Here is a 24,274-nt window from a genome sequence, read left to right as displayed (position 1 = left end):
TGAATTATTTCATTACAAATGAAGGAGTGGAAAACGTGAATAAGAAAGTGAATAAGAATGAAGAAAAATCAGATTTATTAAAGGAATACTCACCATTAGCAACAGCAGCTGGAATCGGCTCAATGCTGGGATCTGGATGTATCGTTGGATTGTCTGCTACTATTCCGGTCTGGCAAAAAGGTTTGGAGTTAACAGCTGGACAAGTGGGAATTATTTCAGGTGCGTTGACGTTTGCGATTGCCTTTGGTTCGCTATTTGCAGGAAATATTACTAAACTATTTGGTTTAATTAAATCTTTTAATTGGCTGAATCTCTTTTATGCAATCGGGGCTGGAATTTGTGTTTTATCAAATAACTTTAATTTTTTGTTAGTTGGCGTAATTATTATGGGATTTGCTTCTGGAGCGGATTTACCAATTAGCTTGACTGTAGTTTCTTATGATGCACCCGACGAAACAACATCAGCGAAATTAGTATCTTCAACACAAATTTTTTGGCAAATTGGCGTATTTATTTCGTATATCTGCTCGTTTTTATTATCCGGTATTAGTGGAGTTTTAGGAGCTAGAATTGTTTTTGGGATTTTATTTTCTTTTGCTTTGGTGACCTGGTTATGGCGATCTTCATCGAAAAAATTCAAAATGTTTCATGAACGCGGTGCAAAAAATCAAGCAGCTAAAAAAGAAGACGAGAATGCAGAAGTATCGTTTAAAAATGTATTGTTTGGCTCAAATAAAGAAAAATACTTAGGCTTTTTCTTTGCCATTTTAATCTTTTATGTTTGTTGGAATTTGTTAGCGAATACATGGGGACAATTTCAAACATATGCATTAACAAATGCAGGAGCAACACAGACACAAGCAACTGGTCTGGGCATTATCTTGAATGTTGTTTCACTATTGACAACTATTGCCTTTACTTCTGTAGCTGGTGGAAAGTATCGTAATAAAGCATTTTTCTTAGGTGCCTTTGTTCAATTTGCGGCGATGTTGGGGATGGCTTTAATTGGCGGAGGTGCTGGTTTCTTAGCGTTAGCGGTTACAATCGGATTTTATAATTTTGGCAATCCACTAGCAGGAGAAGCCATTTACAAAGTTTGGACACAGGAGTCATTTCCAGCAGAAACGCGGGCATCTTTACAAGGATTTATTAATGGTTTTTCAAGAATGTGTTGTGGTCTGTTTGCTTTTGTTACACCATTTCTTGTTGCGCCAGGAAGAATCCAATATTCAATGTATGGTTTTGCAGGTATTGTTTTTCTTGCAACGTTAGCTGGAATTATGATGATGCGTCTACAAAATAAATATCGTCATGGTAAAAAACCAAAAGCAGAACAAGAAAAAATAGTAGCGTAAAACGAATTGGAGGGATTATTGTGACTTTTACTTATCAAATTAATGATGATGTAGTTTGGAATAAAGATAAAAAATTATTGGACAAGGCTGATAGAAATAAACCAGAAATACTAAAAAGTAAAATTCAGCCGGTTGCTATCGTCGAAATATTGCCGGATGAAAAGAAAATTAATGGCTATAAATCAGCGGTTACAAAAACGAAAATTCAACACCTTCCGCAAGTCTTATTAAAACGAGATGATAGCATTATTTTGGATTTGGGTGATCATTATGTAGGTACTTTTGCTATTGATATTCAGTCCATTGGTTCTCCAATGGATGCTCCTTTATTTTTGAAAGTGAAGTTTGCGGAGGTTGCTGCTGAAATTGCAGCTGATTCGGCTGCATATGATGGTTGGCTTTCTCGCTCCTGGATTCAAGAAGAATACATTCATTTAGATGTATTGCCGACGACATTAAAAATGCCTAGAAGATATAGTTGTCGATTTATTGAGTTATCTGTAGTTGATACATCACCAAAATGGCAAGTTTCATTTCAAAATCCGGTTTTTACAGCTGAGAGTAGCGTTACGATGGAACAATTACCAAAAGATACACTAGCAGATGCTGAATTAGAAGAAATCTGTAACGTTTCAGTAAAAACTTTGATGGATTGTATGCAAGATGTTTTTGAAGATGGACCCAAACGAGATCGCCGTCTTTGGCTAGGAGATCTTCGTTTACAAGCGTTAGCCGACTACTATACCTTTAATGACGTTAGGCTAATTAAACGAGGCCTTTATTTATTTGGTGGAATGACGACAAGTGAAGGAAAAATTCCTGCCAATGTTTTCATTACTCCGCAATTGACGCCAGATGATACTTTTTTATTTGATTATAGTCTATTTTTCGTAACAACATTATTTGATTATATCCAACATACAAATGACGTAGAGGTACTAGAGGACTTATATCCAGTAGCTAAAAAGCAAATTGATTTGGCAATGTTATTAGTAACTGAGCAAGGAAAACTATGCTTACAAGATGAATGGCCAGTGTTTATTGATTGGTCAAATGATTTTAAAAAGAATACGGCTGGTCATGGCGTTATGATTTATGCGCTAAAAAGATTTGTAGAATTAGCAAAACGCCAAGAAGATGTTCAATTGCAATTCTATCAGGAGAAATTGGCACAATTAGTTGCATATGCCAAAGATTATTTGTTTGATGCAACAAAAAACCTATTCATCGTTGCAGAAAACGAAGAAATAAATATTGTTAGTCAAGTTTGGATGATTTTATCAGAAATCATGCCACCTGAAATGAATAAAAAAATTCTTGAAAATACGGTGAAAACATTATTTCCTATTGAAGGGATCGCAACACCGTATACGTATCACCATGTAGTTGAAGCCTTTTGTATTGCTGGTATGAAAAAAGAAGCAGTTACATTGATAAAAGATTATTGGGGAAAAATGATTGATATGGGAGCAGATACATTTTGGGAAGCGTTTAAACCCGAAGACCCAAACTTTTCACCTTATGGTAGTCCCATTGTTAACAGTTATTGCCATGCATGGAGCTGTACACCGCCATATTTGATTAGAAAATATCTACTGACAAAAATCAATAAGTAATGGGGGGATTTAGGTGGAATCTACTAAAGGGATAAAACATGATGTACGTGGGATTTCCAAATGGCGTCAACGTTTAGGCTATGGCATTTCTGATTTAGCGTGTAATCTAATTTGGCAAATGATTTCTTTATACCTTCTCTATTTTTATACAGATATTATGGGATTAAATGCCGCTGCTGTTAGTCTAATGTTTGTCATTACCAGGATTATTGATGGCGTGACAGACTTATTAGTAGGATATCTAATTGATCACACCCATACACGATGGGGGAAATCGCGCCCATATTTTCTTTTTGGAGCAATTCCTTTTGCCTTTTTTGCATTCTTATGTTTTAGTGTGCCGAATACTTCCGTTGCTGGCAAAATGGTTTATGCTTATGTTACTTACATTGGCTTATCTTTTTCTTATACGTTGGTCAATGTTCCGATGGCTTCAATTTTGCCAAGTTTAACAACAGATGCAAAAGAAAGAACGGCACTCTCTACATCTAGAAAATTTTTTGGTTTTCTCGGTGCAACTGTTGTAAGTTCTTCAGCTTTAGTTTTAGTTAATCTTTTTGGTGGTAACAATCAAGCTTTAGGATTTAAAAAAGTAATGTTTATGTTTGGTTTAATTGGCTGTATTTTATTTTTTATTACCTTTCTTTCTGTTCGTGAAATACGTGTCGAAGAAAAACAAACACTAACAATGAAAAATATTATAAAAGCATTGCGGCAAAATACCCCCTGGTTAATTTTTGCATTGAACATTTTATTTATGTGGACAGGCTTTTTCTTACAAACGAGCTCTTTGGTTTATTATTTTGTTGTAGTGGTGGGAGACAGAGGCCTTTCAATTACAATTGCTACTATTATGTCAGTTGTACCTATGTGTGCCAATTTTTTTGTTCCTTTTTTGGCTAATAAAATGGGGAAGAGAAATCTTTTTATCATAGCTTCGCTTATCCAAGCAGGAGGAATAGTCATTATTCTGCTTGGGACTATAAATCATTTTATAATTATAGTTGGTGCACTAGTGTCCGCCTTGGGATACGGAATAAAAGAAAGTATCTATTTTTCTATGCAAGCAGATCCTGTTGACTACGGCATATGGAAAAACGGAATAGACGTTTCAGGTTCTCTATCTGCTATCAATGGGTTCTTAGGAAAAGTTGCACAAGCTGTTGCTGGAGGGATTGCTGGGATATTGCTTGCTTGGGGAAGCTATGCACCAAATGCTGTAGAGCAAACGAACCAAGCCACTTTAGCCATTAAGTTAATGTATGGATATATTCCTATAGCGCTCATTGTCGGTTCTGTCATTGTGATGTCTTTTTATAAATTAGATCAAGAATATCCGCAAATACAAGTTGAGTTAGCACAACGAAGAAAAATTTAAATTTTTTTATTGAGTAAAAGGCAGATAGAAGGAAAACTTCTATCTGCCTTTTTTGCTATTATATAAGGTGTTTAGATGGATTAATTCGGTTATTACGTAGCTGTATTTTTGAGCGAGACATATTTTTTGACTTTGACTAAAATTGACCTATAATAAGGGTCAGATCGAAACTTATAAAAAGTAAGCAGTTTACAAGCGTAAATTTTTTACAATTGTAAGGAAAAGTCTATAATAGGTATCAGAGAGTCAGCAATGTATGACCCGCTGATAATAATTATTGGAGGTTTTATTAATGGCAAAAGAACATTACGACAGAAGTAAACCACACGTTAATATCGGTACCATCGGACACGTCGACCATGGTAAAACGACATTGACTGCCGCTATCACAACTGTTTTAGGTAAAAAAGGATTAGCAAACCCACAAGATTACGCAAGTATCGACGCAGCACCAGAAGAACGTGAACGTGGTATTACAATTAATACTGCTCACGTGGAATATGAAACTGAAAAACGTCACTATGCCCATATTGATGCGCCAGGACACGCGGACTATGTTAAAAACATGATTACCGGGGCAGCTCAAATGGATGGGGCAATTTTAGTTGTATCTGCAACTGATGGCCCAATGCCTCAAACGCGTGAACATATTTTGTTAGCCCGTCAAGTTGGCGTTAAATATTTGATCGTTTTCTTGAATAAAACAGACTTAGTTGATGATGAAGAATTATTAGAACTAGTTGAAATGGAAGTTCGCGAATTATTAAACGAATATAACTTCCCAGGGGATGATATTCCTGTCATCCGCGGTTCTGCTTTAAAAGCTTTAGAAGGAGATCCAGAACAAGAAGAAGTTATCATGCACTTGATGGATACAGTGGATGAATATATCCCAACACCAGAACGTGACAATGATAAACCATTCTTGTTACCAGTTGAAGATGTCTTCACAATTACTGGTCGTGGTACTGTTGCTTCAGGTCGTATTGATCGTGGTAAAGTCAACGTTGGTGATGAAATCGAAATTATCGGTATTAAACCAGAAACACAAAAAGCTGTTGTAACTGGTTTGGAAATGTTCCGTAAAACTTTGGATTATGGTGAAGCCGGCGATAACGTTGGGGTATTGTTACGTGGGATTACCCGTGACGAAGTTGAACGTGGTCAAGTATTAGCTAAACCAGGTTCAATTACACCACATACAAAATTCAAGGGTGAAGTTTATATCTTAACAAAAGAAGAAGGTGGACGTCATACACCATTCTTTAATAACTACCGTCCACAATTTTACTTCCGTACAACTGACGTAACAGGTAACATTGCATTGCCTGAAGGTACTGAAATGGTAATGCCTGGTGATAACGTTACAATCGAAGTTGAATTGATTCATCCAATCGCTGTTGAAAAAGGAACTACTTTTTCAATTCGTGAAGGTGGACGTACTGTTGGTTCAGGTATGGTTACTGAAATCGAAAACTAATTTTAGATTTAAAAGACACGTTGCCAATTTTGCAACGTGTCTTTTTTTATTAAGACAATCAACTTTCCAAATTTTTTGCTGAATTTTATTAATCCCGCACTTTAACGGTCACAGTAACAGAATCCCCAATTGTTTTAGCAATTTTTTGCTGAATGTCTTTTTTAATGCCGAGAATATAACAAATATTTCCCGCTGGATCTTTAAGTCCCATGTTTACAATGCTGCCGGCATAAAAGACGCCATCAAAAGTAGCATTAACCTTAAGGCGTCCTACACCAAATTCTTTTTTCAAATCATAGGGGAAAACGACATATGCGCCACCCTTGCCAATTTTTGAGGGCATTATTTCTGCAACAAAAGTATATTTTAGCTTCATTTTTTCACCTGCTTTGGTTTGTTATCTTTAGTATAGTCTGTAATAAATATATTACAGATAGTTAAAAATGAAAAAGAACACGTTTTAAATTGCCATTATTCATGTTAAAATGCGAAGATGTAGTTTAAATGAGAGGAGTTGTCTAAAGATGACAATTCAATGGTTCCCAGGACATATGGCAAAAGCCAAACGGGAAGTTAGTGAAAAGCTAAAGTTTGTTGACATCGTTTTTGAATTAGTGGATGCCAGACTGCCGCTTTCTTCGCGTAATCCATTATTAGATCAAATTTTACAGCAAAAACCACGCTTAGTGATATTAAATAAGGCCGACTTGGCTGACCCTGAACAAACACAAAAATGGCAGAGCTATTTTGAAGCAAAAGGCTTTGCAGCTTTGGCAATGAATGCCTTGGAAAATCAAGGAACTAAAAAAATTGTGACGAAGGCCAAAACTGTTTTGGCTGATAAATTTGCCAGAGATAAAGCCCGAGGCATTAAACCACGGGCAATTCGCGCGATGGTGATTGGCATACCAAATGTCGGCAAATCAACTTTAATGAATCGTTTAGTTGGTAAAAAAATCGCGCAAACAGGAAATAAACCAGGGGTAACAAAAGGGCAACAGTGGCTGCGTTCTGGTAGTGAATTAGAGCTTTTAGACACGCCAGGGATTTTATGGCCCAAATTTGAAGATCCTGAAATTGGTAAGAAATTGGCTTTAACTGGCGCCATTAAAGACCAACTGTTACATTTGGATGATATTGCACTATTTGGTTTGGATTTTTTCACGCGGTATTACCCGGGGCGCGTAGCCAAGCGCTATCATTTGGAGTTAGTCGACGAGCAATTACCTTTACCAGACTTATTGATGTTGATTACAGAAAAAAGAGGATTTCGTGATGACTATGATCGTGGTAGCGAGTTGGTTGTCGTTGAGATTCGGCAAAGTAAATTAGGGCCTTTTACCTTAGATCGTTACGAAGAAGCAGGAGTTTTCAATGAAAGCACAAGCAATTAAAGATATCAAAATAAAACTAGCGACACTAACCGATGCTAAGGATCCTTATCTAATGGCTTTAGCTCAAGATGAAAGAGCTGGTGTTCAAAAATTACTGCAACAATTTTATCGGCGTTTAGATAAAGAGCAAGCTTTAAAAGATAAATATGTTGAAATGACTAGTTTTGAGCGAACATTACACCAAGAAGGTCATCGTTTTATCGCAGGGATTGACGAAGTAGGACGGGGTCCTCTAGCAGGTCCGGTTGTGGCTGCGGCGGTTATTTTACCTGCAGATGTTGTGCTTTTAGGTTTAAATGATTCTAAACAATTATCGGCTAAAAAAAGAGGGCAGCTATATTGTGAGATTCAAGAAAAAGCGATAGCTGTCGGAATTGGCGTCGTGGATCACGAAGAAATCGATCGTATTAATATTTTGCAAGCAAGTAAAAAGGCGATGCTGTTAGCTATAGATGACTTAGCCGTAGAACCAACACATCTATTAGTAGATGCAGTAAAACTAGACTGTGATATTTCCCAAGACAATCTGATCAAAGGGGATGCGCGATCGGTTTCAATAGCTGCAGCAAGTATTATAGCCAAAGAAATGCGGGATAATTTGATGAAAGAATACCATCAAATCTTTCCTTTTTATGCTTTTGATAAAAATGCTGGTTATGGAACGAAAGATCATCTGAATGGTTTAAAAAATCACGGCATTTGTGCGATTCACCGGAAAACTTTTGCACCAGTTAAAAATTATTTATAAATATTTTTCCTTCTTTTTTGCGTATCTTTATTTGAAGATAACTAGAAAGAAGGTTTTTTAATGGAAAGAGAATGGTTCTTATTAAAATTAGCTTTATTGCAAGGTGCAAGTATTATTACCAAGTGGCGTATTTTGGAATATGCGCAAAAACACCAGTATTTTAATTTTACCGCTAAAGAAGTGCAGCCGTTATTATCAAGAAAATGCGACAGCTTTGTTTTTTACAATGATTGGAACTTTTTGACGCAAGAGGTGCTGCAGCAAAAATTAAACGGTCAAAAATATGTCACGTTAGACTCTCCTTTATATCCAAAGCGATTAAAGGAAATTTACCAACCACCTTTTGCTTTATTTTACGAAGGAAATATTTTACTGTTGCAACAAGAGAAAATTATTGGTTTTGTCGGTTCTCGAAATGTTTCACCTTATGGTAAGGAGATCGTGAAAAAGTTTGTTCCACCCTTAACAAACCGAGGCTACACGATTGCAAGTGGCTTAGCAAAAGGGGTGGATAGTTGCAGTCATTTAACTGCGATGCAGTCTTTTGGTCAGACGATTGGTGTTGTGGGGTGTGGTTTGGACATCTGCTATCCAAAAGAAGTTTTTACCATTTATTGGGAAATGTTAAAAAATCAGTTGGTCATCAGTGAATATCCCTATGGTACACCCGTAAGAAAATATCACTTCCCGATGCGCAACCGGATTATTGCCGGTATATCACAGGCGGTATGCGTAGTAGAAGCCAAAGCAAAAAGCGGTTCACTTACTACGGCACAATTGGCATTAGACACAGGTAAAGAGGTCTTTGCCTTTCCTGGCGATATTTTAAACGGCCGTTCAACCGGTTGTTTGCAGCTGATTCAAGATGGTGCAAAATGTGTAATTTCTTTAAAAGATATTTTAGAAGAGTTGCCAAATTTTGAGTAAGATTAATTGCCTTCCTTGACAAACATTTTTTTAATGGATATGATTACCTACGATTTAGTTACCAAAATTTAGGTATAATATAGTAGTAAATTGTTAGGAAGGAGCCATCAATTATATATGGCATATAAATATTTAGTAATTGTTGAGTCACCGGCAAAAGCCAAGACAATCGAGAAGTACTTAGGTCGCAACTATAAAGTTGTTGCCAGCGTCGGCCATATTCGCGATTTACCAAAAAGTAAAATGGGAATTGACGTTGAAAATAATTACGAGCCCCATTATATTTCCATTCGCGGAAAAGGCGATGTAATTAAAAGTTTAAGAAGTGCCGCCAAAAAAGCACAAAAAGTTTATCTCGCAAGTGACCCGGACCGTGAAGGGGAGGCTATTGCATGGCATTTGGCACATTTATTAAATCTTGATTTAGAAGACAAAAATCGCGTAGTCTTTAACGAAATCACCAAAGATGCCGTTAAAGCTGCTTTTAAAGAACCACGAACTATTGATTTGGATCTAGTGGATGCTCAACAAGCACGGCGCGTTTTAGACCGTTTAGTGGGTTACTCTATTAGTCCAATTTTATGGCGTAAAGTCAAAAAAGGCTTGAGTGCTGGTCGCGTACAATCCATTGCGCTAAAGATGATTATCGATCGGGAAAAAGAGATTCGTCAATTTATTCCGGAAGAATATTGGTCGATTGATGGCAATTTCCAAAAAGAACGAAAAAAATTCAAAGCTAATTTTTGGGGCGTCGATGGCAAAAAGAAAAAATTACCTAACGCTGAAAGTATTAAAGAAGTTACAAGTCGTTTAGATGGTAAAGATTACGATGTCGTGAAAGTCGAGAAAAAAGAACGTAAACGCAATCCAGCTGCGCCTTTTACAACCAGCAGTATGCAACAAGAAGCAGCCCGCAAATTAAACTTTAGAACACGTAAAACCATGATGGTCGCCCAACAACTTTATGAAGGAATTGCGCTAGGTAAACAAGGTACCGTCGGTTTAATTACCTATATGCGAACCGATTCAAAACGGATTGCAGACTCTGCTAAAGCAGAAGCAGCAGAATTCATTAAAACAACTTATGGTAAAGAATATTCTTCTCATAGTCACAAAAAAGTTAAAAATGCGCAAGGCGCGCAAGATGCCCACGAGGCAGTTCGTCCAACCAGCGTGACACGAACACCAGAGGAAATGAAGCAATATTTAGATAAAGATCAATTAAAACTTTATACGTTGATTTGGTCTCGTTTTGTTGCAAGTCAAATGACACCAGCTGTTTTAGATACAATGAAAGTCACTTTAGAGCAAAATGGTGTGATCTTCATTGCCAACGGTTCTAAGATTAAGTTTAAAGGTTTTATGCAAGTTTATGTCGAAGGTACCGATGATGGTAAAGAAGAAAAAGAAAACATCTTGCCAGAATTAGTTGTAGGTGATGTTGTAAAAGCAATTGATATTGAACCAAAACAACATTTTACGCAGCCACCAGCACGCTTTAGTGAAGCAACTTTAATTCGCACGTTGGAAGAAAAAGGCGTAGGACGTCCTTCAACATACGCCCCAACAATTGAGACGATTCAACGTCGTTACTATGTAAAATTACAGCAAAAACGCTTTGAACCAACGGAATTAGGCGAAATTGTCAACTCCTTAATTGAAGATTTCTTCCCACAAATCGTGGATGTTAACTTTACGGCTGAAATGGAAACAGACTTGGATAAAGTAGAAGACGGCAAAGAAAACTGGGTTAAGGTCGTGGATCGTTTTTATAAGCCATTTGAAACTGAGTTGACAAATGCAGAAGAAAAAATTGAAAAAATTCAAATCAAAGATGAACCCGCTGGCTTTGACTGTGACGTTTGTGGGCATCCAATGGTGATTAAACTTGGGCGTTATGGTAAGTTTTATGCGTGTAGCAATTTCCCTGATTGCCGCAACACCAAACCGATTGTAAAAGAAATCGGCGTTATTTGTCCGGTTTGTCACAAAGGACAAGTTATCGAAAGAAAGTCTAAGAAAAATCGCTTATTCTATGGCTGCTCTCGTTATCCAGATTGTGACTTTACTTCTTGGGATAAACCAGTTGGGCGCGATTGTCCAAAATGTGGCCAATATTTAGTTGAGAAAAAAGTTAAAGGTGGCAAACAAGTCGTTTGTATTAATGGCGACTATGAAGAAAACGTCCAAAAATAAGTAATACAAAAATAAGTGGCGCACTTTTTTACCCGTATCCAATCACTGCTAAAAATTCGCTTAGTGTGGCACTTTTTTTGTTAAAAATATAAGAACGGAAGAATAAAATGACTGAATTTGTAAATGTAATTGGTGCCGGCCTAGCCGGTAGTGAAGCAGCTTGGCAAATTGCTGAAGCAGGGGTTTTAGTACGTCTATATGAAATGCGTCCAGAAAAATCAACTGAAGCCCATCATACTTCAGATTTTGCAGAATTGGTATGTTCTAATTCCTTAAGAGGAAATAGTTTGGCCAATGCAGTTGGCGTTTTAAAAGAAGAAATGCGGCGGTTAAACTCAGTAATTATTCAATCGGCTGACGAAACGGCAGTTCCAGCCGGGGGTGCTTTGGCAGTGGATCGTGATTCTTTTTCCGCTACTGTCACAAAAAAAGTGAAAAACCATCCAAATGTGACCGTTATTTCAGAAGAAATCACGGAAATTCCAAGCGGAGTTACCGTGATTGCGACCGGTCCTTTGACTTCTTCTAAATTAGCAGAAGCCATTAAAGCATTTAATGGCTCTGACGGTTTTTATTTTTACGATGCTGCAGCACCAATTATTGATAAAAGTACCATCGATATGGATAAAGTGTATCTGAAATCTCGTTATGATAAAGGAGAAGCGGCTTATCTCAATTGTCCAATGAACAAAGAAGAATTTGACGCTTTTCGCGAAGCCTTGATTACAGCTGAAGTTGCGCCGTTAAAAACTTTTGAAAAAGAGAAATACTTCGAAGGTTGTATGCCAATTGAAGTTATGGCTGCTCGTGGTGAAAAAACGATGCTTTTTGGTCCGATGAAACCAGTGGGACTAGAAGATCCTAAAACCGGCAAACGTCCCTATGCCGTGATTCAATTACGACAAGATAATGCTGCGGCATCGTTGTATAATATCGTTGGTTTTCAAACTCATTTAAAATGGGGCGAGCAAAAGCGAGTTTTCCAAATGATTCCAGGTTTAGAAAATGCTGAATTTGTTCGCTATGGTGTCATGCACCGCAATAGTTTTATGAATTCACCAGAATTATTACGGCCAACTTATCAGTCAGTTAAACGGGATGATTTATTTTTTGCTGGTCAAATGACCGGCGTAGAAGGGTATGTAGAAAGTGCGGCTAGCGGCTTGTTAGCTGGGCGTAACGCTGCGTTATTAGCGTTGGGACAAGCAGTACAAACCATGCCAAAAGAAACAGTTATGGGTTCAATGGCTTACTACATTACCCATGCAGAAGGCAAACACTTCCAGCCAATGAATGCTAATTTTGGATTATTGCCAGAATTGCCAGAGCGTATTCGCGATAAAAAATTACGCTATCAAACATTAGCAAAGAGAGCCCTAAGTCACTTGAATACCCCAGCAGAAGTAGTTTCAGAATAATTTAGTCTAAAACTACACTAGGCCGTCAACATTTGTTGGCGGTTTTTTACTGCTTATTTTCTTTTGTTAAGTTAGAAGATGGCTTAATAAATTTCTGAGTGTCTTTAGTCAATAGAGCGAAAGTATAATAGAAATAAAAATAAGATTGAAAAAATATGAAAGTTTTGTTAATTTGTAAGGTGCTGATCTGACATCTAAATGTTAGGCTAGTAAATTTTGATTCGTTGAAAATCTTGCTGTGTTAAGCTTATTAAGCTTTATTTTGTCGTGAAAAAAGTATGACAATATTGTGTAAATTGTGACGAAAGAAGGAAATATTGTTTAAATTCTGACAATTTGTTTGTTTTTTAATTCGTTGTATGCTACATTAATTGCGGACAGAAGTGAGGTGTAAAATGACAGCTTTTGACTGGCCACAAGAATTTTTACGCTACTTGCAATTTGAACGGGGGTATTCGCAACTAACGACAGCGGCCTACCAAGAAGACTTGCAAGATTTTCGTGAGTTTTTAAAAGAAAGTGGCGATAGTGATTTTTTGAAGATTGATCATCGGGATGTGCGGGTTTACCTTAGTTTTTTAAATGAAAAAAAGTACAGTCGAAATTCGATTAGTCGTAAAATTGCCAGTCTGCGTTCTTTTTATCAATATCTGCTAAAACAAGAAGTTATTGAAGAAAATCCCTTTGCCTATATTCATTTGAAGAAACAAAATAGTAAGTTACCACGGTTTTTTTATGAAAATGAAATGGCAGCGCTCTTTCAAGCCGCACAAGGGGATAAACCTTTAGAAATTCGCAACCGTGCCTTATTAGAAATTATGTATGGCGCAGGCTTACGGGTTAGTGAGTGTGCTAATTTAACCTTGGCTGCCGTTGATTGGCAAGGAGAGGTTTTATTAATTCATGGTAAGGGCAATAAAGATCGTTATGTTCCTTTTGGCACTTATGCCCAAGTAGCATTGCAAGAATATTTAACCCTAGCCAGACCGCGTCTAATGGAAAAAGTGGCGGATCATGCTTTTATTTTTGTAAATCAAAGAGGAACTCCGATTACAAGTCGCGGCATTGAATACGTTTTTAGTCAACTGATCAAAAAAAGCAGTTTAGATAGTAAAATTCATCCCCACATGTTACGCCATACATTTGCTACCCATCTATTAAATAATGGTGCGGATATGCGAACGGTTCAAGAATTACTCGGACACGCTAATTTATCGTCAACCCAAATATATGCCCACGTCACAAAGGAGAGTTTACAAAATAATTATCGTAAATTTCATCCGCGGGCGCATGAATAAGCTATTTCACAATTTAGGAGGAACAAGATGGAATCACAATTTCATTCCACCACAATTTGTGCAGTGGAAAAAGATGGCCAATTTGCTATGGCTGGTGACGGTCAAGTCACAATGGGAGAACAAGTAGTTATGAAGGGCACAGCCCGTAAGGTTCGCCGTATATATAACGGTGAAGTTGTTGTTGGCTTTGCCGGCAGCGTAGCTGATGCGTTTACTTTGGAAGAAAAATTTGAAGCAAAATTAAATGAATATAATGGCAACTTACAACGTGCTGCTGTTGAATTAGCCCAAGAGTGGCGGACACAACAAGCCATGCAAAAATTAGAAGCGATGTTAATTGTAATGAATAAAGAAGAAATGTTGTTAGTTTCTGGGACAGGGGAAGTTATTACACCTGATGATGGTATTTTGGCAATCGGCTCTGGTGGTAATTATGCACTAGCTGCGGCAAGAGCGATGAAAAAATACAATACCGATGAAATGACAGCAAAAGAAATCGCAGAAAACGCACTAAATATCGCCGCAGATATTTGTATTTTTACCAACCACAATATTATTGTGGAAGAAATGTAGTGAGGGATTTTTTATGAATGAAATGACAAAATCACCCCGCCAAATCGTGGCGGAATTAGATCAATATATCGTAGGACAACAAGATGCAAAAAAAGCAGTTGCTGTGGCTTTACGCAATCGTTATCGTCGCTTGCAATTAGACGAAGAAATGCAACAAGATGTGACACCCAAAAACATTTTGCTAATTGGTCCAACAGGTGTCGGTAAAACTGAGATTGCACGTCGGTTGGCAAAAATTGTTCAAGCTCCTTTTATTAAGGTGGAAGCTACTAAATTCACGGAAGTCGGCTATGTTGGCCGCGATGTTGAATCAATGGTGCGCGATTTAGTCGAAAGTGCCATTCAAATTGTTAAAAAAGAACAATACAGCCGTGTTTATACTCGTGCCGTGAAAAAAGCCAATCGTCGGTTGGTCAAAGTTTTGGTTCCTGGTATTAAAAAAGAACAGAAAAAATCGAGCAATCCTTATGAGCAGATGATGAACATTTTTAATACGCAACAAGAAGAACCAAAAGAAGAGTTGACTGAGGAAATCAAAACCAATCGACAAGCAATCTTTGAGCAATTAGAGCGCGGTGTTTTAGATGATCGTGAAGTTACAATTGAAATTGACGAGCCAAAGACCAAAGGCCCAATGATGAACAATGGTTTAGAACAAATGGGAATTGATTTAAACGAAACACTTGATGCTTTAAAACCGCAAAAGAAAGTTGAACGAACGGTAACTGTTAAAGAAGCACGGGAGCTTTTAGTTCAAGAAGAATCTGCTAAACTAGTCAATGACGCAGACATTCACAGCGAAGCCATTAGACTTGCCCAAGCAAATGGGATCATCTTTATTGATGAATTTGATAAAATCACCTCACGTTCCCAACAGTCCGGCGAAGTTTCAAGAGAAGGCGTCCAACGAGATATTTTACCAATCGTAGAAGGGTCACAAGTGAATACTAAGTATGGAACTATTCAGACCGATCATATTTTATTTATTGCCTCTGGTGCCTTCCATGTGGCAAAACCTAGTGATTTGATACCAGAATTGCAAGGGCGTTTCCCAATTCGAGTTGAATTGGATGACTTGACTGCTGCTGATTTTGTTAAGATTTTAACTGAACCGAATAATTCTTTGGTTAAGCAATATATCGCATTACTTAAAACAGAGAATATTAAAGTGATTTTTACTAAAGAAGCCATTGAAAAAATTGCAACAATTGCTTTTGATGTCAATCGAGATACCGATAATATCGGGGCTAGACGTCTGCATACGATTTTGGAAAAATTGTTGGAAGATCTATTATTTGAAGCACCAGATATGCAAATGGGTGAGATCACCATTACTGCAGCTTATGTAGAAGAAAAACTCGACGCTATTGTTGAAAATCAAGATTTAAGCCGTTACATTTTGTAATTACAGGAAGGAAAATGAAAAAGATGACAACTTTATTAGATAAAACTCGCCGTATCAACCAATTATTACAACAAAAAAATACGTTTGATATGACTTTGGATCTACCTTATAACAATATGGCGCTAATTTTAGGGGATATTTTAGATAGCAACGCCTATATTATCAGTAGTGAGGGTGTCTTGTTGGGCTTTAATGAAAAACACGATGTCAACAATGACCGCGTCAAAAATATGTTTGAAGAAAAACAATTTCCACAAATCTATACCGATATGGTAGATCATTTAACGAAAACCGAAGCAAATATTCCAATCTCTTCTGATATGACGGCATTTCCTGTTGAACAACGGGAAAAATATCCCAATGGCTTAACTACCGTTGTCCCAATTTTTGGTGCGGGAGAACGTTTGGGAACTATTATTTTAGCCCGGATGGATGCAGCTTTTAACGAAGATGACTTGGTTTTAGCTGAATATGGCGCCACCGTAGTCGGAATGCAATTCCTATATCAAAAATCTCGTGATATTGAAGCAGACGTCAGAAGTGCAACGGCTGTTCAAATGGCGATTAGTACACTTTCTTATAGTGAATTAAAAGCAGTCCAAGCGATTTTTGCCGCTTTGCAAGGGGATGAAGGACGCTTAACTGCTTCTAGTATTGCCGATGAAATTGGCATTACCCGTTCGGTGATTGTCAATGCCCTACGAAAACTAGAATCTGCTGGGATTATTGAGTCACGTTCTTTAGGTATGAAGGGAACGTATTTGCGCGTTTTAAATAAACGCTTCAAAGAAGAATTGGATAAACACAGTCACTAGGATTATAATGAAGTGTCTGGTAGCAAAAAGGAAATGTTAAATTAGGAGGTGCCGTAAATGACGGTCACAATTGAAAATGATCAACTAAAAGCCCAAATTGCCTTACACGGGGCAGAGTTACAAAGTTTAGTTAGCAAAACAAACGGATTGGAATATATTTGGCAAGCAGATCCGAAATATTGGGGAAAACATGCGCCGGTTTTATTTCCAATTGTAGGTGCTTTAAAAGAAGATAGCTATCGTTATAAAGATAAAACATATCAGCTGCCAAAGCATGGTTTTGCGCGCAATATGGACTTTGAACTTTTAGAAGAGACCGGGGATGCCGCTAGCTTTGTTTTAACTGCTACGGCTGAAACTAAGGCAGTTTTTCCTTTTGATTTTGAACTGATTATTCGCTATGAACTAGGTGGCGATGGTCTAACAGTAAAATATGAAGTGGAAAACTTGGACGAAGAAGAAATGTTCTTTTCAATTGGGGGGCATCCGGCCTTTAATGTTCCTTTAGAAGAAGGATTAAGTTTTGAGGATTACTATTTAGCCTTTTCACCTCGTAAATCGCGGTTAAGCTTGCCTCTTGACGGCAATTATATCAATTTGGAACAACGGACTTTGGGACAAACCAATACGAATTTAGCCTTAACCCATGATATGTTCAAAAATGATGCAGTTATTTTTGAGACAAAAGGATTAAACGCGATTTCTATTTGTAGTGAAAAATCACCCCATAGTGTTACTTTAAGTTATAAAGATATGCCCTATGTGGGTGTTTGGTCACCTTATCCAACTGAGTCACCTTTTGTATGTATTGAACCGTGGTGTGGGATTGCTGATACGACAGACGCAACTGGCGAACTAGTTGAAAAACTAGGCATTCAACAATTAGCTGGTCGCGAAAAATTTGCTACAAAATATGCAATTACCGTTAAATAGCTAATAAAAGACCTCTAAAAGTCTTAAGACTTTTAGAGGTCTTTTTAAACTGTGAAGAGAGTACGAATTTTTTAAAGAAAAAAATTGATTTGACTCTTTTGTGCTGTCTGGCTTCATCCACTAGCTCTTGGCGTCAATAAGTCAAAATATCGAAAAATTTGAAAAGCGATTTAGGAAAATTTCGCCTTATTACTGACAGAAAAAACGAGTTTAAAAAAACTTCTCTTATTCGAGGTAAAAAGGGGTGAGTTTACACTATCTATTTTTTTTACTGTTTAAACCAAAAGGAATCCGACTTTCACTGCCATCTTTAATCCTTTTGATGTTGTCGCGGTGTCGATAAAAAATGAAAAGTGTCAGACCAGTTGCAATAATTGTTAACAGCCAGTTGTGTTGTGGTAAAATTTGTGGCCAGACTAGCGGCAAAATAACAGTTGATAGGGTAATTAGAACGGCTGCAATCATACTTGTTAAGCTCACCATACTTGTGATAAAGAGGCAAACAACAAAAATTGTCGCGGAGTAGATAAAAAAGATAGGGCTATAGCCTAATAACATCCCAGCACTGGTCGCGACCGCCTTGCCACCTTTAAAGCCGGCAAAAATCGGGAAGGTATGCCCTAAAATTGCGCAAACGCCAAACCATAACGGGTTAATATTTGTCACATGAAATAAGCTTGGCAATAGTGTGGCTAAAGTTCCCTTCAAAATATCCATCAGTAAAACGACAGTTCCAGCTGGCTTTCCTAAAACACGAAATGTATTAGTAGTACCAGTATTACCGCTGCCGAACTGGCGAATATCTTTTTTGTAAAATAGTTTCCCAATCCAAACACCAGAAGGAATAGATCCTAATAAATAGGCGATTATCATTAAAATAATTACTTTCATAAATAACCTCAATTCTTCAAACTAGCGTAATTTTAGCATGAAAGAAATGCAGGAACAACTCTTTGCCAATATTTCTTCAATAGGATATAGTCTAGGTGGTTGATAATTAAACTTCTAAAGGAGTGGTAGTATGTTTCAAAATCCTAGTCAAGAAAAAATTTTTCAAATTTTAAAAGAAGCAAAAACGATTGCGGTAGTTGGCTTGAGTCCAAAGGAAGATCGTACCAGTTTTCAAATCGCACGGCTACTACAAAACTACGGTTATCGAATTATTCCGGTGAATCCACAACATGCTGGTAGTGAAATTTTAGGTGAAAAAGTTTATTCTGATTTAGCCAGTGTTCCTGAAAAAATTGACATTGTGGATATCTTCCGGCGCAGCGAGTTTTTGCCAGACGTAGCAACAGACTTTTTAAAGACAGATGCCAAGGTTTACTGGGCGCAACTTGGTTTGGAAAATGAGCAAGCTTGGGAAATGCTGCATGAAGCAAAACGAGATGATGTAATTATGAATCGTTGTATCAAAATTGAGTTAAACAAAATGGGCGCATAATATTTTTAATAAAAAAATCACTAAGCAAACTTGAGGTTAAAAGAGCAGTTACAAAAAGTTTGCTTAGTTTTTTTGTCTGAAAAGGCGTGACTTTGACTGTATAACGGATACGTAAAAATTTGACGTTTAAGTAAAATAAGCTTTATTTTGAATTGTAATTGCATTTATACGTATTTTTCTTTAAAATAAAACAAGAACGTATGTTCGTGTTTTTCTTTGCGGTTTGAACGTCTCCTGTATTCTTGCCTATTTAATACTTTTTTTCACAGGTTTTTTAGAGTAAGATAGAAGGAGCGCTTTTGAATTGCGCTAAAATAGTGTAGTATAACAGGGCTTGTCCCATTACTTTTATCAAAGGAGCGTTTGCTTTGGCAAAAAAAACAACTGAGTATAATGACGCCTCCATTCAAGTCTTGGAAGGACTTGAGGCTGTCAGAAAACGACCAGGAATGTATATCGGCTCGACGGATAGTCGTGGATTACATCATTTAGTTTACGAAATTGTCGACAATTCTGTCGATGAGGCTTTATCTGGTTTTGGTAATGAAATAGATGTTACGCTTAATCAAGACAATAGTATTACTGTTAGCGATAATGGACGCGGCATGCCTGTGGGAATGCACGCTTCTGGTATTCCAACTGTAGAAGTTATTTTTACTGTGTTACATGCCGGCGGTAAATTTGGTCAAGGCGGTTATAAAACTTCTGGCGGTCTTCATGGTGTAGGGGCCAGTGTTGTGAATGCTTTATCAAAATGGCTTACCGTAACCATCGTCAGAGATGGTGTAGCTTATGAAGAAAAATTTAAAGACGGCGGTAAACCCCAAGGAACGTTGAAAAAAATCGGGAAAACAAAAAAGAAAAACGGGACTACCGTCACTTTCTTACCGGATGATAGCATTTTTTCAACAATAAAATTTTCTTATGAGACATTGGCTGAACGCCTGCGAGAATCTGCCTTTTTATTACGTGGGGTCAAAATTACATTGACGGATCTTCGGGGAGAAGAACCTGTTTCAGAAGTTTTTCATTTTGAAGAAGGAATCAAAGAATTTGTTGATTACCTCAATGAAGAAAAAGATACCCTGACACCAGTAATTTATTTTAATGGGGAAAAAGATGGTATTGAAGTAGAAATCGCGATGCAATATAACGACGGCTACTCAGAAAATATTTTATCCTTTGTTAATAATGTCCGCACCAAAGACGGCGGAACTCACGAAGCTGGTATGAAGGCTTCTTTAACGAAAGCTTTTAATGAATATGCTCGTAAAGTAAGTTTATTAAAAGAAAAAGATCGTAACCTAGAAGGTAGTGACTTTCGTGAAGGGTTAGCGGCGGTACTTTCCATTCGAGTGCCAGAAAACTTGTTACAATTTGAAGGACAAACAAAAGAAAAACTAGGCACACCAAGCGCTCGAAATGCAGTGGATGGTGTCTTAGGCGAACAGCTTGGATTTTACCTGCAAGAAAATAGCGAAATGAGTCAAATGCTGGTCCGTAAAGCGATTAAAGCTCGTGAGGCTCGTGAAGCAGCTCGTAAGGCTAGAGAAGAAAGTCGTACCGGTAAAAAGCGTAAAAAAGGTGAATCTTTACTTTCTGGTAAACTAACGCCAGCTCAATCGCGAAATCCAAAGAAAAATGAATTGTATTTGGTCGAAGGAGACTCTGCCGGTGGTTCGGCAAAACAAGGACGAGATCGCAAATTTCAAGCAATTTTACCATTGCGAGGAAAAGTAATTAATACCGAAAAGGCGAAACTACAAGATATTTTGAAAAACGAAGAAATTAACACTATGATTTATACAATTGGTGCTGGTGTAGGGCCAGAGTTTTCTATTGAAGATTGCAATTACGACAAAGTTATTATCATGACCGATGCGGATACAGATGGCGCCCACATTCAAGTGTTGCTGCTAACCTTCTTTTATCGCTATATGAAACCGTTAATTGAAGCAGGAAAAGTTTATATTGCCTTACCACCACTTTATAAAGTTTCAAAAGGTGTTGGCAAAAAGGCAGTGACAGAATATGCTTGGACAGATGAAGAATTACAACAAGTCATTCAACAAGTTGGTAAAGGCTATATGCTACAACGCTACAAAGGGTTAGGGGAGATGAATGCGGAACAGTTGTGGGAAACCACCATGGATCCTGAAACTCGCACGTTAATTCGTGTGCGAATCGATGACGCTGCCAAGGCTGAACGTCGCGTTACCACGTTAATGGGGGATAAAGTTGAACCAAGACGTAAGTGGATTGAAAGCCACGTTCAATTTTCTTTAGAAGAAGATGGCAGTATTTTAGAAAAAAAAGCAGATGAAGAAGTATCTAGTAGTGAAATTTTTGATGAAGAAAAAGCACATGCAAAAAATGCAGATGGTGCCAAAGATAATTTTGCAGAAATCAGTTTATTTGAAGAATAGGAGGTGGCAAAGTGGAACACAATCATAATATTCAAGAATTAACACTTGAGGAAGTCATGGGCGACCGCTTTGGCCGCTATTCAAAATATATTATTCAAGAACGCGCATTACCAGATATCAGAGACGGTTTAAAACCGGTACAACGCCGGATTTTATATGCTATGAACAAAGATGGTAATACTTACGAAAAAGCCTTTCGTAAGTCAGCGAAGTCTGTCGGCAATATCATGGGGAATTACCACCCCCATGGTGACAGTAGTATTTACGAAGCCATGGTTCGGATGAGTCAAGACTGGAAACTACGAGCCATTTTAATTGAAATGCACGGTAACAACGGGAGTATGGATGGTGATCCTCCTGCGGCAATGCGTTATACAGAAGCGCGCTTATCACAATTAAGTGGTGAAATGCTAAAAGATATTGAAAAAGAAACAGTTGATATGGTTTGGAATTTTGATGATACTGAAAAAGAACCGACTGTTTTACCAGCAAAATTTCCTAACCTTTTGGTGAATGGTTCAACTGGGATTTCTGCTGGTTATGCCACCGAAATTCCAACACACAATTTAGCTGAAGTAATTAACGGTACGATTTATCTCATTGACCATCCTAATGCTAGTTTGGATAAATTAATGGAATTTATTCCGGGTCCAGATTTTCCTACTGGCGGAATTTTACAAGGTAAAGCAGAACTAAAAAAAGCTTATGAAACTGGAAAAGGCAAAGTGATTGTCCGCTCTCAAACGGAGATTGAAAAAATCAAAGGGAATAAAGAGCAGATCGTTGTGAATGAAATTCCTTATGAAGTGAATAAAGCTACCTTGGTGAAGAAAATCGATGAAATTCGTTTGGCAAAAAAAATTGACGGAATTGCTGAGGTTCGGGATGAAACAGATAGAACTGGGTTGCGAATTGTTGTAGAATTGAAAAAAGATGCCAACGCCGAGGGTATTTTAAATTATCTGTTTAAAAATACGGAACTGCAAATTAACTACAACTTTAATATGGTTGCTATTGATGAGATGCGGCCAAAACAAGTTGGATTAGTCACAATTTTGCAAAGCTATGTCAAACATCGAAGAGACGTTGTGATAAAACGGAGTCGGTTTGAGTTAGATAAAGCGCAAAAACGTCAGCATATCGTTGATGGTTTAATGAAAGCATTGTCGATTTTGGATGAAGTCATCGCCACGATTCGTGGTAGTAAAGACAAAAAAGATGCTAAAAATAATTTAATTGTAGCTCATGGCTTTACCGAAGCCCAAGCTGAAGCAATTGTTAATTTGCAATTGTATCGTCTAACCAATACAGATATTACGCAATTACAACAAGAGGCAAAAGAATTAGCTGCGTATATTGCGGAATTAAAAAAGATCTTGGATGATGAGACTGAACTTTTAAGCGTGATAAAAAAAGAGCTAAAAGAAGTGAAAAAACAATATGGACAGCCGCGGCTAACGCAAATTGAAGCGGAAATTAAAGAGCTGAAAATTGAGACAGAGGTTTTAGTCGCTCAAGAAGATGTTATTGTTTCTGTTACCCATGAAGGATATATCAAACGCAGTAGTCTGCGTTCTTATGCAGCTTCTAAACCAGAAGAGCTGGGAATGAAAGATGGGGACTTTGTGTTATATACAGGTGAGGTCAACACTTTGGACCATATACTGCTAATTACTAACAAAGGAAATGTTATTTATCGTCCAGTTCATGAACTACCTGATTTACGTTGGAAAGAAATTGGGGAACATATTTCGCAAACGATGTTGAATATGGCAGTGGATGAGGCGATTATTGCCGTTTATCCTTACAAGCAAATAGATCCGGCTAAAAACTTTGTTGTGATAACAAAAAATGGTTTTATTAAGCAGACGAAAATGTCGGAATTTGAGCCATGGCGAACTTATAAGAGTCGTCCGTTAGCGATTGTTAAATTCAAAGATGCTGATGATGTTATAACAGATGTCTTTTTAGTCGATGAAAACGATACGTTAGATGTTTTTCTAGTAAGTCATCGTGGTTTTGGTTTGCGCTATCCACTAAGCGAGGTACCGCTAGTAGGTCCAAAAGCTGCTGGCGTTAAGTCAATTAATTTAAAAGCCGAGGATTTTGTAGTAAACGGCTTGTTGGTATATCCGATGGGGGATAATCCGGTAGTTATCGTAACCCAAAGAGGTGGCGTGAAACGAATGCTAGCTCAAGAGTTAAATCAATTAGGCCGAGCTAAGCGTGGCTTAATGGTGCTAAGAGAACTTAAAAATAATCCTCATCGCATCATTTATATGGGTGATGGTGTGGATCAAACATTGTTATTAACCAATCAAAAAGGGCAACAAACAGAAATTGACGTCAAGGATTTTAATATTTCTGATCGAACTTCAAATGGTTCATTTGTTATGGATGAAAAAAATGGCGGGCAAGTAATCGATGTTAAAGAAATTAAACAGCCGGTTGTTGTCAAAAATTAATCTGTTATAATGGTTGTATTTAAAAAGCATTTCTGTATTGATACAGAAATGCTTTTTTGTGAGCATGAAGAAGAGTGAAAGGGCTTATTTAACAAAATAATAAGATGTTTACATATGGGGTAATCATTGATTTAATGGGGTTTATAAGGACGTTTATAAGATAACGAGGTGAATAGTTCATCTACACACAAGAAAATGCTTGCAAAGTCAAAGTGATGTGTTATACTGTGTTCGTAAAGCTGTTACATAAGTATAGCTAATTTTTAAGGAGGTCCATTCAATGGAACAATGGAACGGATTTAAAGGCAAAGCTTGGCAAAACGAAGTTAACGTACGTGATTTTATCCAAGCAAACTACACACAATTTGACGGCACAGATGAATTTCTAGCTGGCCCAACAGAA

Annotated in this window: 19 protein-coding genes; 17 read left to right on the top strand and 2 right to left on the bottom strand. The window is 37.4% G+C overall.

Annotation, left to right across the window (positions count from 1 at the left end; translation table 11 throughout):
* The first annotated feature begins 35 nt into the window (after nucleotides 1-35).
* The 4 genes from K4422_RS13395 to tuf all read left to right on the top strand — a co-directional run bounded on the left by K4422_RS13395 (nucleotide 36) and on the right by tuf (nucleotide 5,829).
* Entirely contained in the window at nucleotides 36-1,355 is a 1,320-nt protein-coding gene (locus K4422_RS13395; protein ID WP_230711522.1) for an MFS transporter, read from the top strand.
* A gap of 20 nt (nucleotides 1,356-1,375) precedes the next feature.
* Nucleotides 1,376-2,971, top strand: a complete 1,596-nt coding sequence (locus tag K4422_RS13390; protein ID WP_230711521.1) for an alpha-L-rhamnosidase-related protein — start codon at nucleotides 1,376-1,378, stop codon at nucleotides 2,969-2,971.
* A 13-nt stretch (nucleotides 2,972-2,984) separates the two neighbouring features.
* A complete protein-coding gene (locus K4422_RS13385; RefSeq protein ID WP_328517239.1) occupies nucleotides 2,985-4,349 on the top strand; it encodes an MFS transporter in 1,365 nt (454 codons plus the stop codon).
* Nucleotides 4,350-4,641: 292 nt separating this feature from the next.
* Entirely contained in the window at nucleotides 4,642-5,829 is a 1,188-nt protein-coding gene (gene tuf / locus K4422_RS13380; protein ID WP_206905417.1) for an elongation factor Tu, read from the top strand.
* Between the two features lie 88 nt (nucleotides 5,830-5,917).
* On the opposite strand, the gene K4422_RS13375 is transcribed toward tuf, so the two are convergent.
* Nucleotides 5,918-6,205, bottom strand: coding sequence for a DUF1905 domain-containing protein (locus K4422_RS13375; RefSeq protein ID WP_230711520.1), 288 nt, complete (start codon nucleotides 6,203-6,205; stop codon nucleotides 5,918-5,920).
* 148 nt (nucleotides 6,206-6,353) lie between these two features.
* Between K4422_RS13375 and ylqF the strand changes: the two genes are divergently transcribed.
* The 10 genes from ylqF to K4422_RS13325 all read left to right on the top strand — a co-directional run bounded on the left by ylqF (nucleotide 6,354) and on the right by K4422_RS13325 (nucleotide 17,536).
* On the top strand, nucleotides 6,354-7,223 hold the full coding sequence (ylqF, locus tag K4422_RS13370; RefSeq protein ID WP_206905411.1) for a ribosome biogenesis GTPase YlqF: 870 nt from the start codon (nucleotides 6,354-6,356) through the stop codon (nucleotides 7,221-7,223).
* Nucleotides 7,204-7,971 carry a ribonuclease HII gene (locus K4422_RS13365; RefSeq protein WP_230711519.1) on the top strand — a complete coding sequence of 256 codons (768 nt, stop codon included), beginning with the start codon at nucleotides 7,204-7,206 and terminating at the stop codon, nucleotides 7,969-7,971. Before ylqF ends, K4422_RS13365 begins: the two co-directional genes overlap by 20 nt.
* Before the next feature lie 60 nt (nucleotides 7,972-8,031).
* Nucleotides 8,032-8,898 carry a DNA-processing protein DprA gene (dprA, locus tag K4422_RS13360; RefSeq protein WP_230711518.1) on the top strand — a complete coding sequence of 289 codons (867 nt, stop codon included), beginning with the start codon at nucleotides 8,032-8,034 and terminating at the stop codon, nucleotides 8,896-8,898.
* A 117-nt stretch (nucleotides 8,899-9,015) separates the two neighbouring features.
* Nucleotides 9,016-11,094 carry a type I DNA topoisomerase gene (topA, locus tag K4422_RS13355; protein WP_230711517.1) on the top strand — a complete coding sequence of 693 codons (2,079 nt, stop codon included), beginning with the start codon at nucleotides 9,016-9,018 and terminating at the stop codon, nucleotides 11,092-11,094.
* A gap of 107 nt (nucleotides 11,095-11,201) precedes the next feature.
* Nucleotides 11,202-12,512 (top strand): methylenetetrahydrofolate--tRNA-(uracil(54)-C(5))-methyltransferase (FADH(2)-oxidizing) TrmFO, encoded by a 1,311-nt coding sequence (trmFO, locus tag K4422_RS13350; RefSeq protein ID WP_230711516.1) that lies wholly within the window; start codon nucleotides 11,202-11,204, stop codon nucleotides 12,510-12,512.
* A gap of 395 nt (nucleotides 12,513-12,907) precedes the next feature.
* Nucleotides 12,908-13,810 carry a tyrosine recombinase XerC gene (xerC, locus tag K4422_RS13345; protein ID WP_206905396.1) on the top strand — a complete coding sequence of 301 codons (903 nt, stop codon included), beginning with the start codon at nucleotides 12,908-12,910 and terminating at the stop codon, nucleotides 13,808-13,810.
* A gap of 27 nt (nucleotides 13,811-13,837) precedes the next feature.
* A complete protein-coding gene (hslV, locus tag K4422_RS13340) occupies nucleotides 13,838-14,383 on the top strand; it encodes an ATP-dependent protease subunit HslV (protein ID WP_206905394.1) in 546 nt (181 codons plus the stop codon).
* A gap of 13 nt (nucleotides 14,384-14,396) precedes the next feature.
* Nucleotides 14,397-15,788 carry an ATP-dependent protease ATPase subunit HslU gene (gene hslU, locus K4422_RS13335; protein WP_206905392.1) on the top strand — a complete coding sequence of 464 codons (1,392 nt, stop codon included), beginning with the start codon at nucleotides 14,397-14,399 and terminating at the stop codon, nucleotides 15,786-15,788.
* A 23-nt stretch (nucleotides 15,789-15,811) separates the two neighbouring features.
* Nucleotides 15,812-16,603, top strand: a complete 792-nt coding sequence (codY, locus tag K4422_RS13330) for a GTP-sensing pleiotropic transcriptional regulator CodY (protein ID WP_206905453.1) — start codon at nucleotides 15,812-15,814, stop codon at nucleotides 16,601-16,603.
* A 57-nt stretch (nucleotides 16,604-16,660) separates the two neighbouring features.
* The gene (locus tag K4422_RS13325; RefSeq protein WP_230711515.1) at nucleotides 16,661-17,536 is read left to right on the top strand and encodes an aldose 1-epimerase family protein; all 876 of its coding nucleotides are present in this window, start codon (nucleotides 16,661-16,663) and stop codon (nucleotides 17,534-17,536) included.
* A gap of 255 nt (nucleotides 17,537-17,791) precedes the next feature.
* On the opposite strand, the gene plsY is transcribed toward K4422_RS13325, so the two are convergent.
* The gene (gene plsY / locus K4422_RS13320; protein ID WP_206905387.1) at nucleotides 17,792-18,427 is read right to left on the bottom strand and encodes a glycerol-3-phosphate 1-O-acyltransferase PlsY; all 636 of its coding nucleotides are present in this window, start codon (nucleotides 18,425-18,427) and stop codon (nucleotides 17,792-17,794) included.
* A gap of 130 nt (nucleotides 18,428-18,557) precedes the next feature.
* On the opposite strand from plsY, the gene K4422_RS13315 reads away from it, so the two are divergent.
* The 3 genes from K4422_RS13315 (at nucleotide 18,558) to parC (ending at nucleotide 23,871) form a co-directional block, all read left to right on the top strand.
* The gene (locus K4422_RS13315; RefSeq protein WP_230711514.1) at nucleotides 18,558-18,980 is read left to right on the top strand and encodes a CoA-binding protein; all 423 of its coding nucleotides are present in this window, start codon (nucleotides 18,558-18,560) and stop codon (nucleotides 18,978-18,980) included.
* A 368-nt stretch (nucleotides 18,981-19,348) separates the two neighbouring features.
* Nucleotides 19,349-21,406 carry a DNA topoisomerase IV subunit B gene (gene parE, locus K4422_RS13310; protein WP_206905382.1) on the top strand — a complete coding sequence of 686 codons (2,058 nt, stop codon included), beginning with the start codon at nucleotides 19,349-19,351 and terminating at the stop codon, nucleotides 21,404-21,406.
* Between the two features lie 11 nt (nucleotides 21,407-21,417).
* Entirely contained in the window at nucleotides 21,418-23,871 is a 2,454-nt protein-coding gene (parC, locus tag K4422_RS13305; RefSeq protein ID WP_230711513.1) for a DNA topoisomerase IV subunit A, read from the top strand.
* Nucleotides 23,872-24,274 lie beyond the last annotated feature (403 nt).

This window comes from Enterococcus sp. SMC-9 (assembly GCF_021011285.1).
GTDB classification, from domain to species: domain Bacteria; phylum Bacillota; class Bacilli; order Lactobacillales; family Enterococcaceae; genus Enterococcus_C; species Enterococcus_C montenegrensis.
The sequence above is the reverse complement of the archived record's forward strand: the minus strand, read 5'-3'. Positions and strand labels throughout refer to the sequence as shown.

Coding starts and splice junctions, on each gene's coding strand:
- tuf (WP_206905417.1), top strand. CDS start 4,642: ATGGCAAAAGAACATTACGACAGAAGTAAACCACACGTTAATATCGGT.
- K4422_RS13375 (WP_230711520.1), bottom strand. CDS start 6,205: ATGAAGCTAAAATATACTTTTGTTGCAGAAATAATGCCCTCAAAAATT.
- ylqF (WP_206905411.1), top strand. CDS start 6,354: ATGACAATTCAATGGTTCCCAGGACATATGGCAAAAGCCAAACGGGAA.
- K4422_RS13365 (WP_230711519.1), top strand. CDS start 7,204: ATGAAAGCACAAGCAATTAAAGATATCAAAATAAAACTAGCGACACTA.
- dprA (WP_230711518.1), top strand. CDS start 8,032: ATGGAAAGAGAATGGTTCTTATTAAAATTAGCTTTATTGCAAGGTGCA.
- topA (WP_230711517.1), top strand. CDS start 9,016: ATGGCATATAAATATTTAGTAATTGTTGAGTCACCGGCAAAAGCCAAG.
- trmFO (WP_230711516.1), top strand. CDS start 11,202: ATGACTGAATTTGTAAATGTAATTGGTGCCGGCCTAGCCGGTAGTGAA.
- xerC (WP_206905396.1), top strand. CDS start 12,908: ATGACAGCTTTTGACTGGCCACAAGAATTTTTACGCTACTTGCAATTT.
- hslV (WP_206905394.1), top strand. CDS start 13,838: ATGGAATCACAATTTCATTCCACCACAATTTGTGCAGTGGAAAAAGAT.
- hslU (WP_206905392.1), top strand. CDS start 14,397: ATGAATGAAATGACAAAATCACCCCGCCAAATCGTGGCGGAATTAGAT.
- codY (WP_206905453.1), top strand. CDS start 15,812: ATGACAACTTTATTAGATAAAACTCGCCGTATCAACCAATTATTACAA.
- K4422_RS13325 (WP_230711515.1), top strand. CDS start 16,661: ATGACGGTCACAATTGAAAATGATCAACTAAAAGCCCAAATTGCCTTA.
- plsY (WP_206905387.1), bottom strand. CDS start 18,427: ATGAAAGTAATTATTTTAATGATAATCGCCTATTTATTAGGATCTATT.
- K4422_RS13315 (WP_230711514.1), top strand. CDS start 18,558: ATGTTTCAAAATCCTAGTCAAGAAAAAATTTTTCAAATTTTAAAAGAA.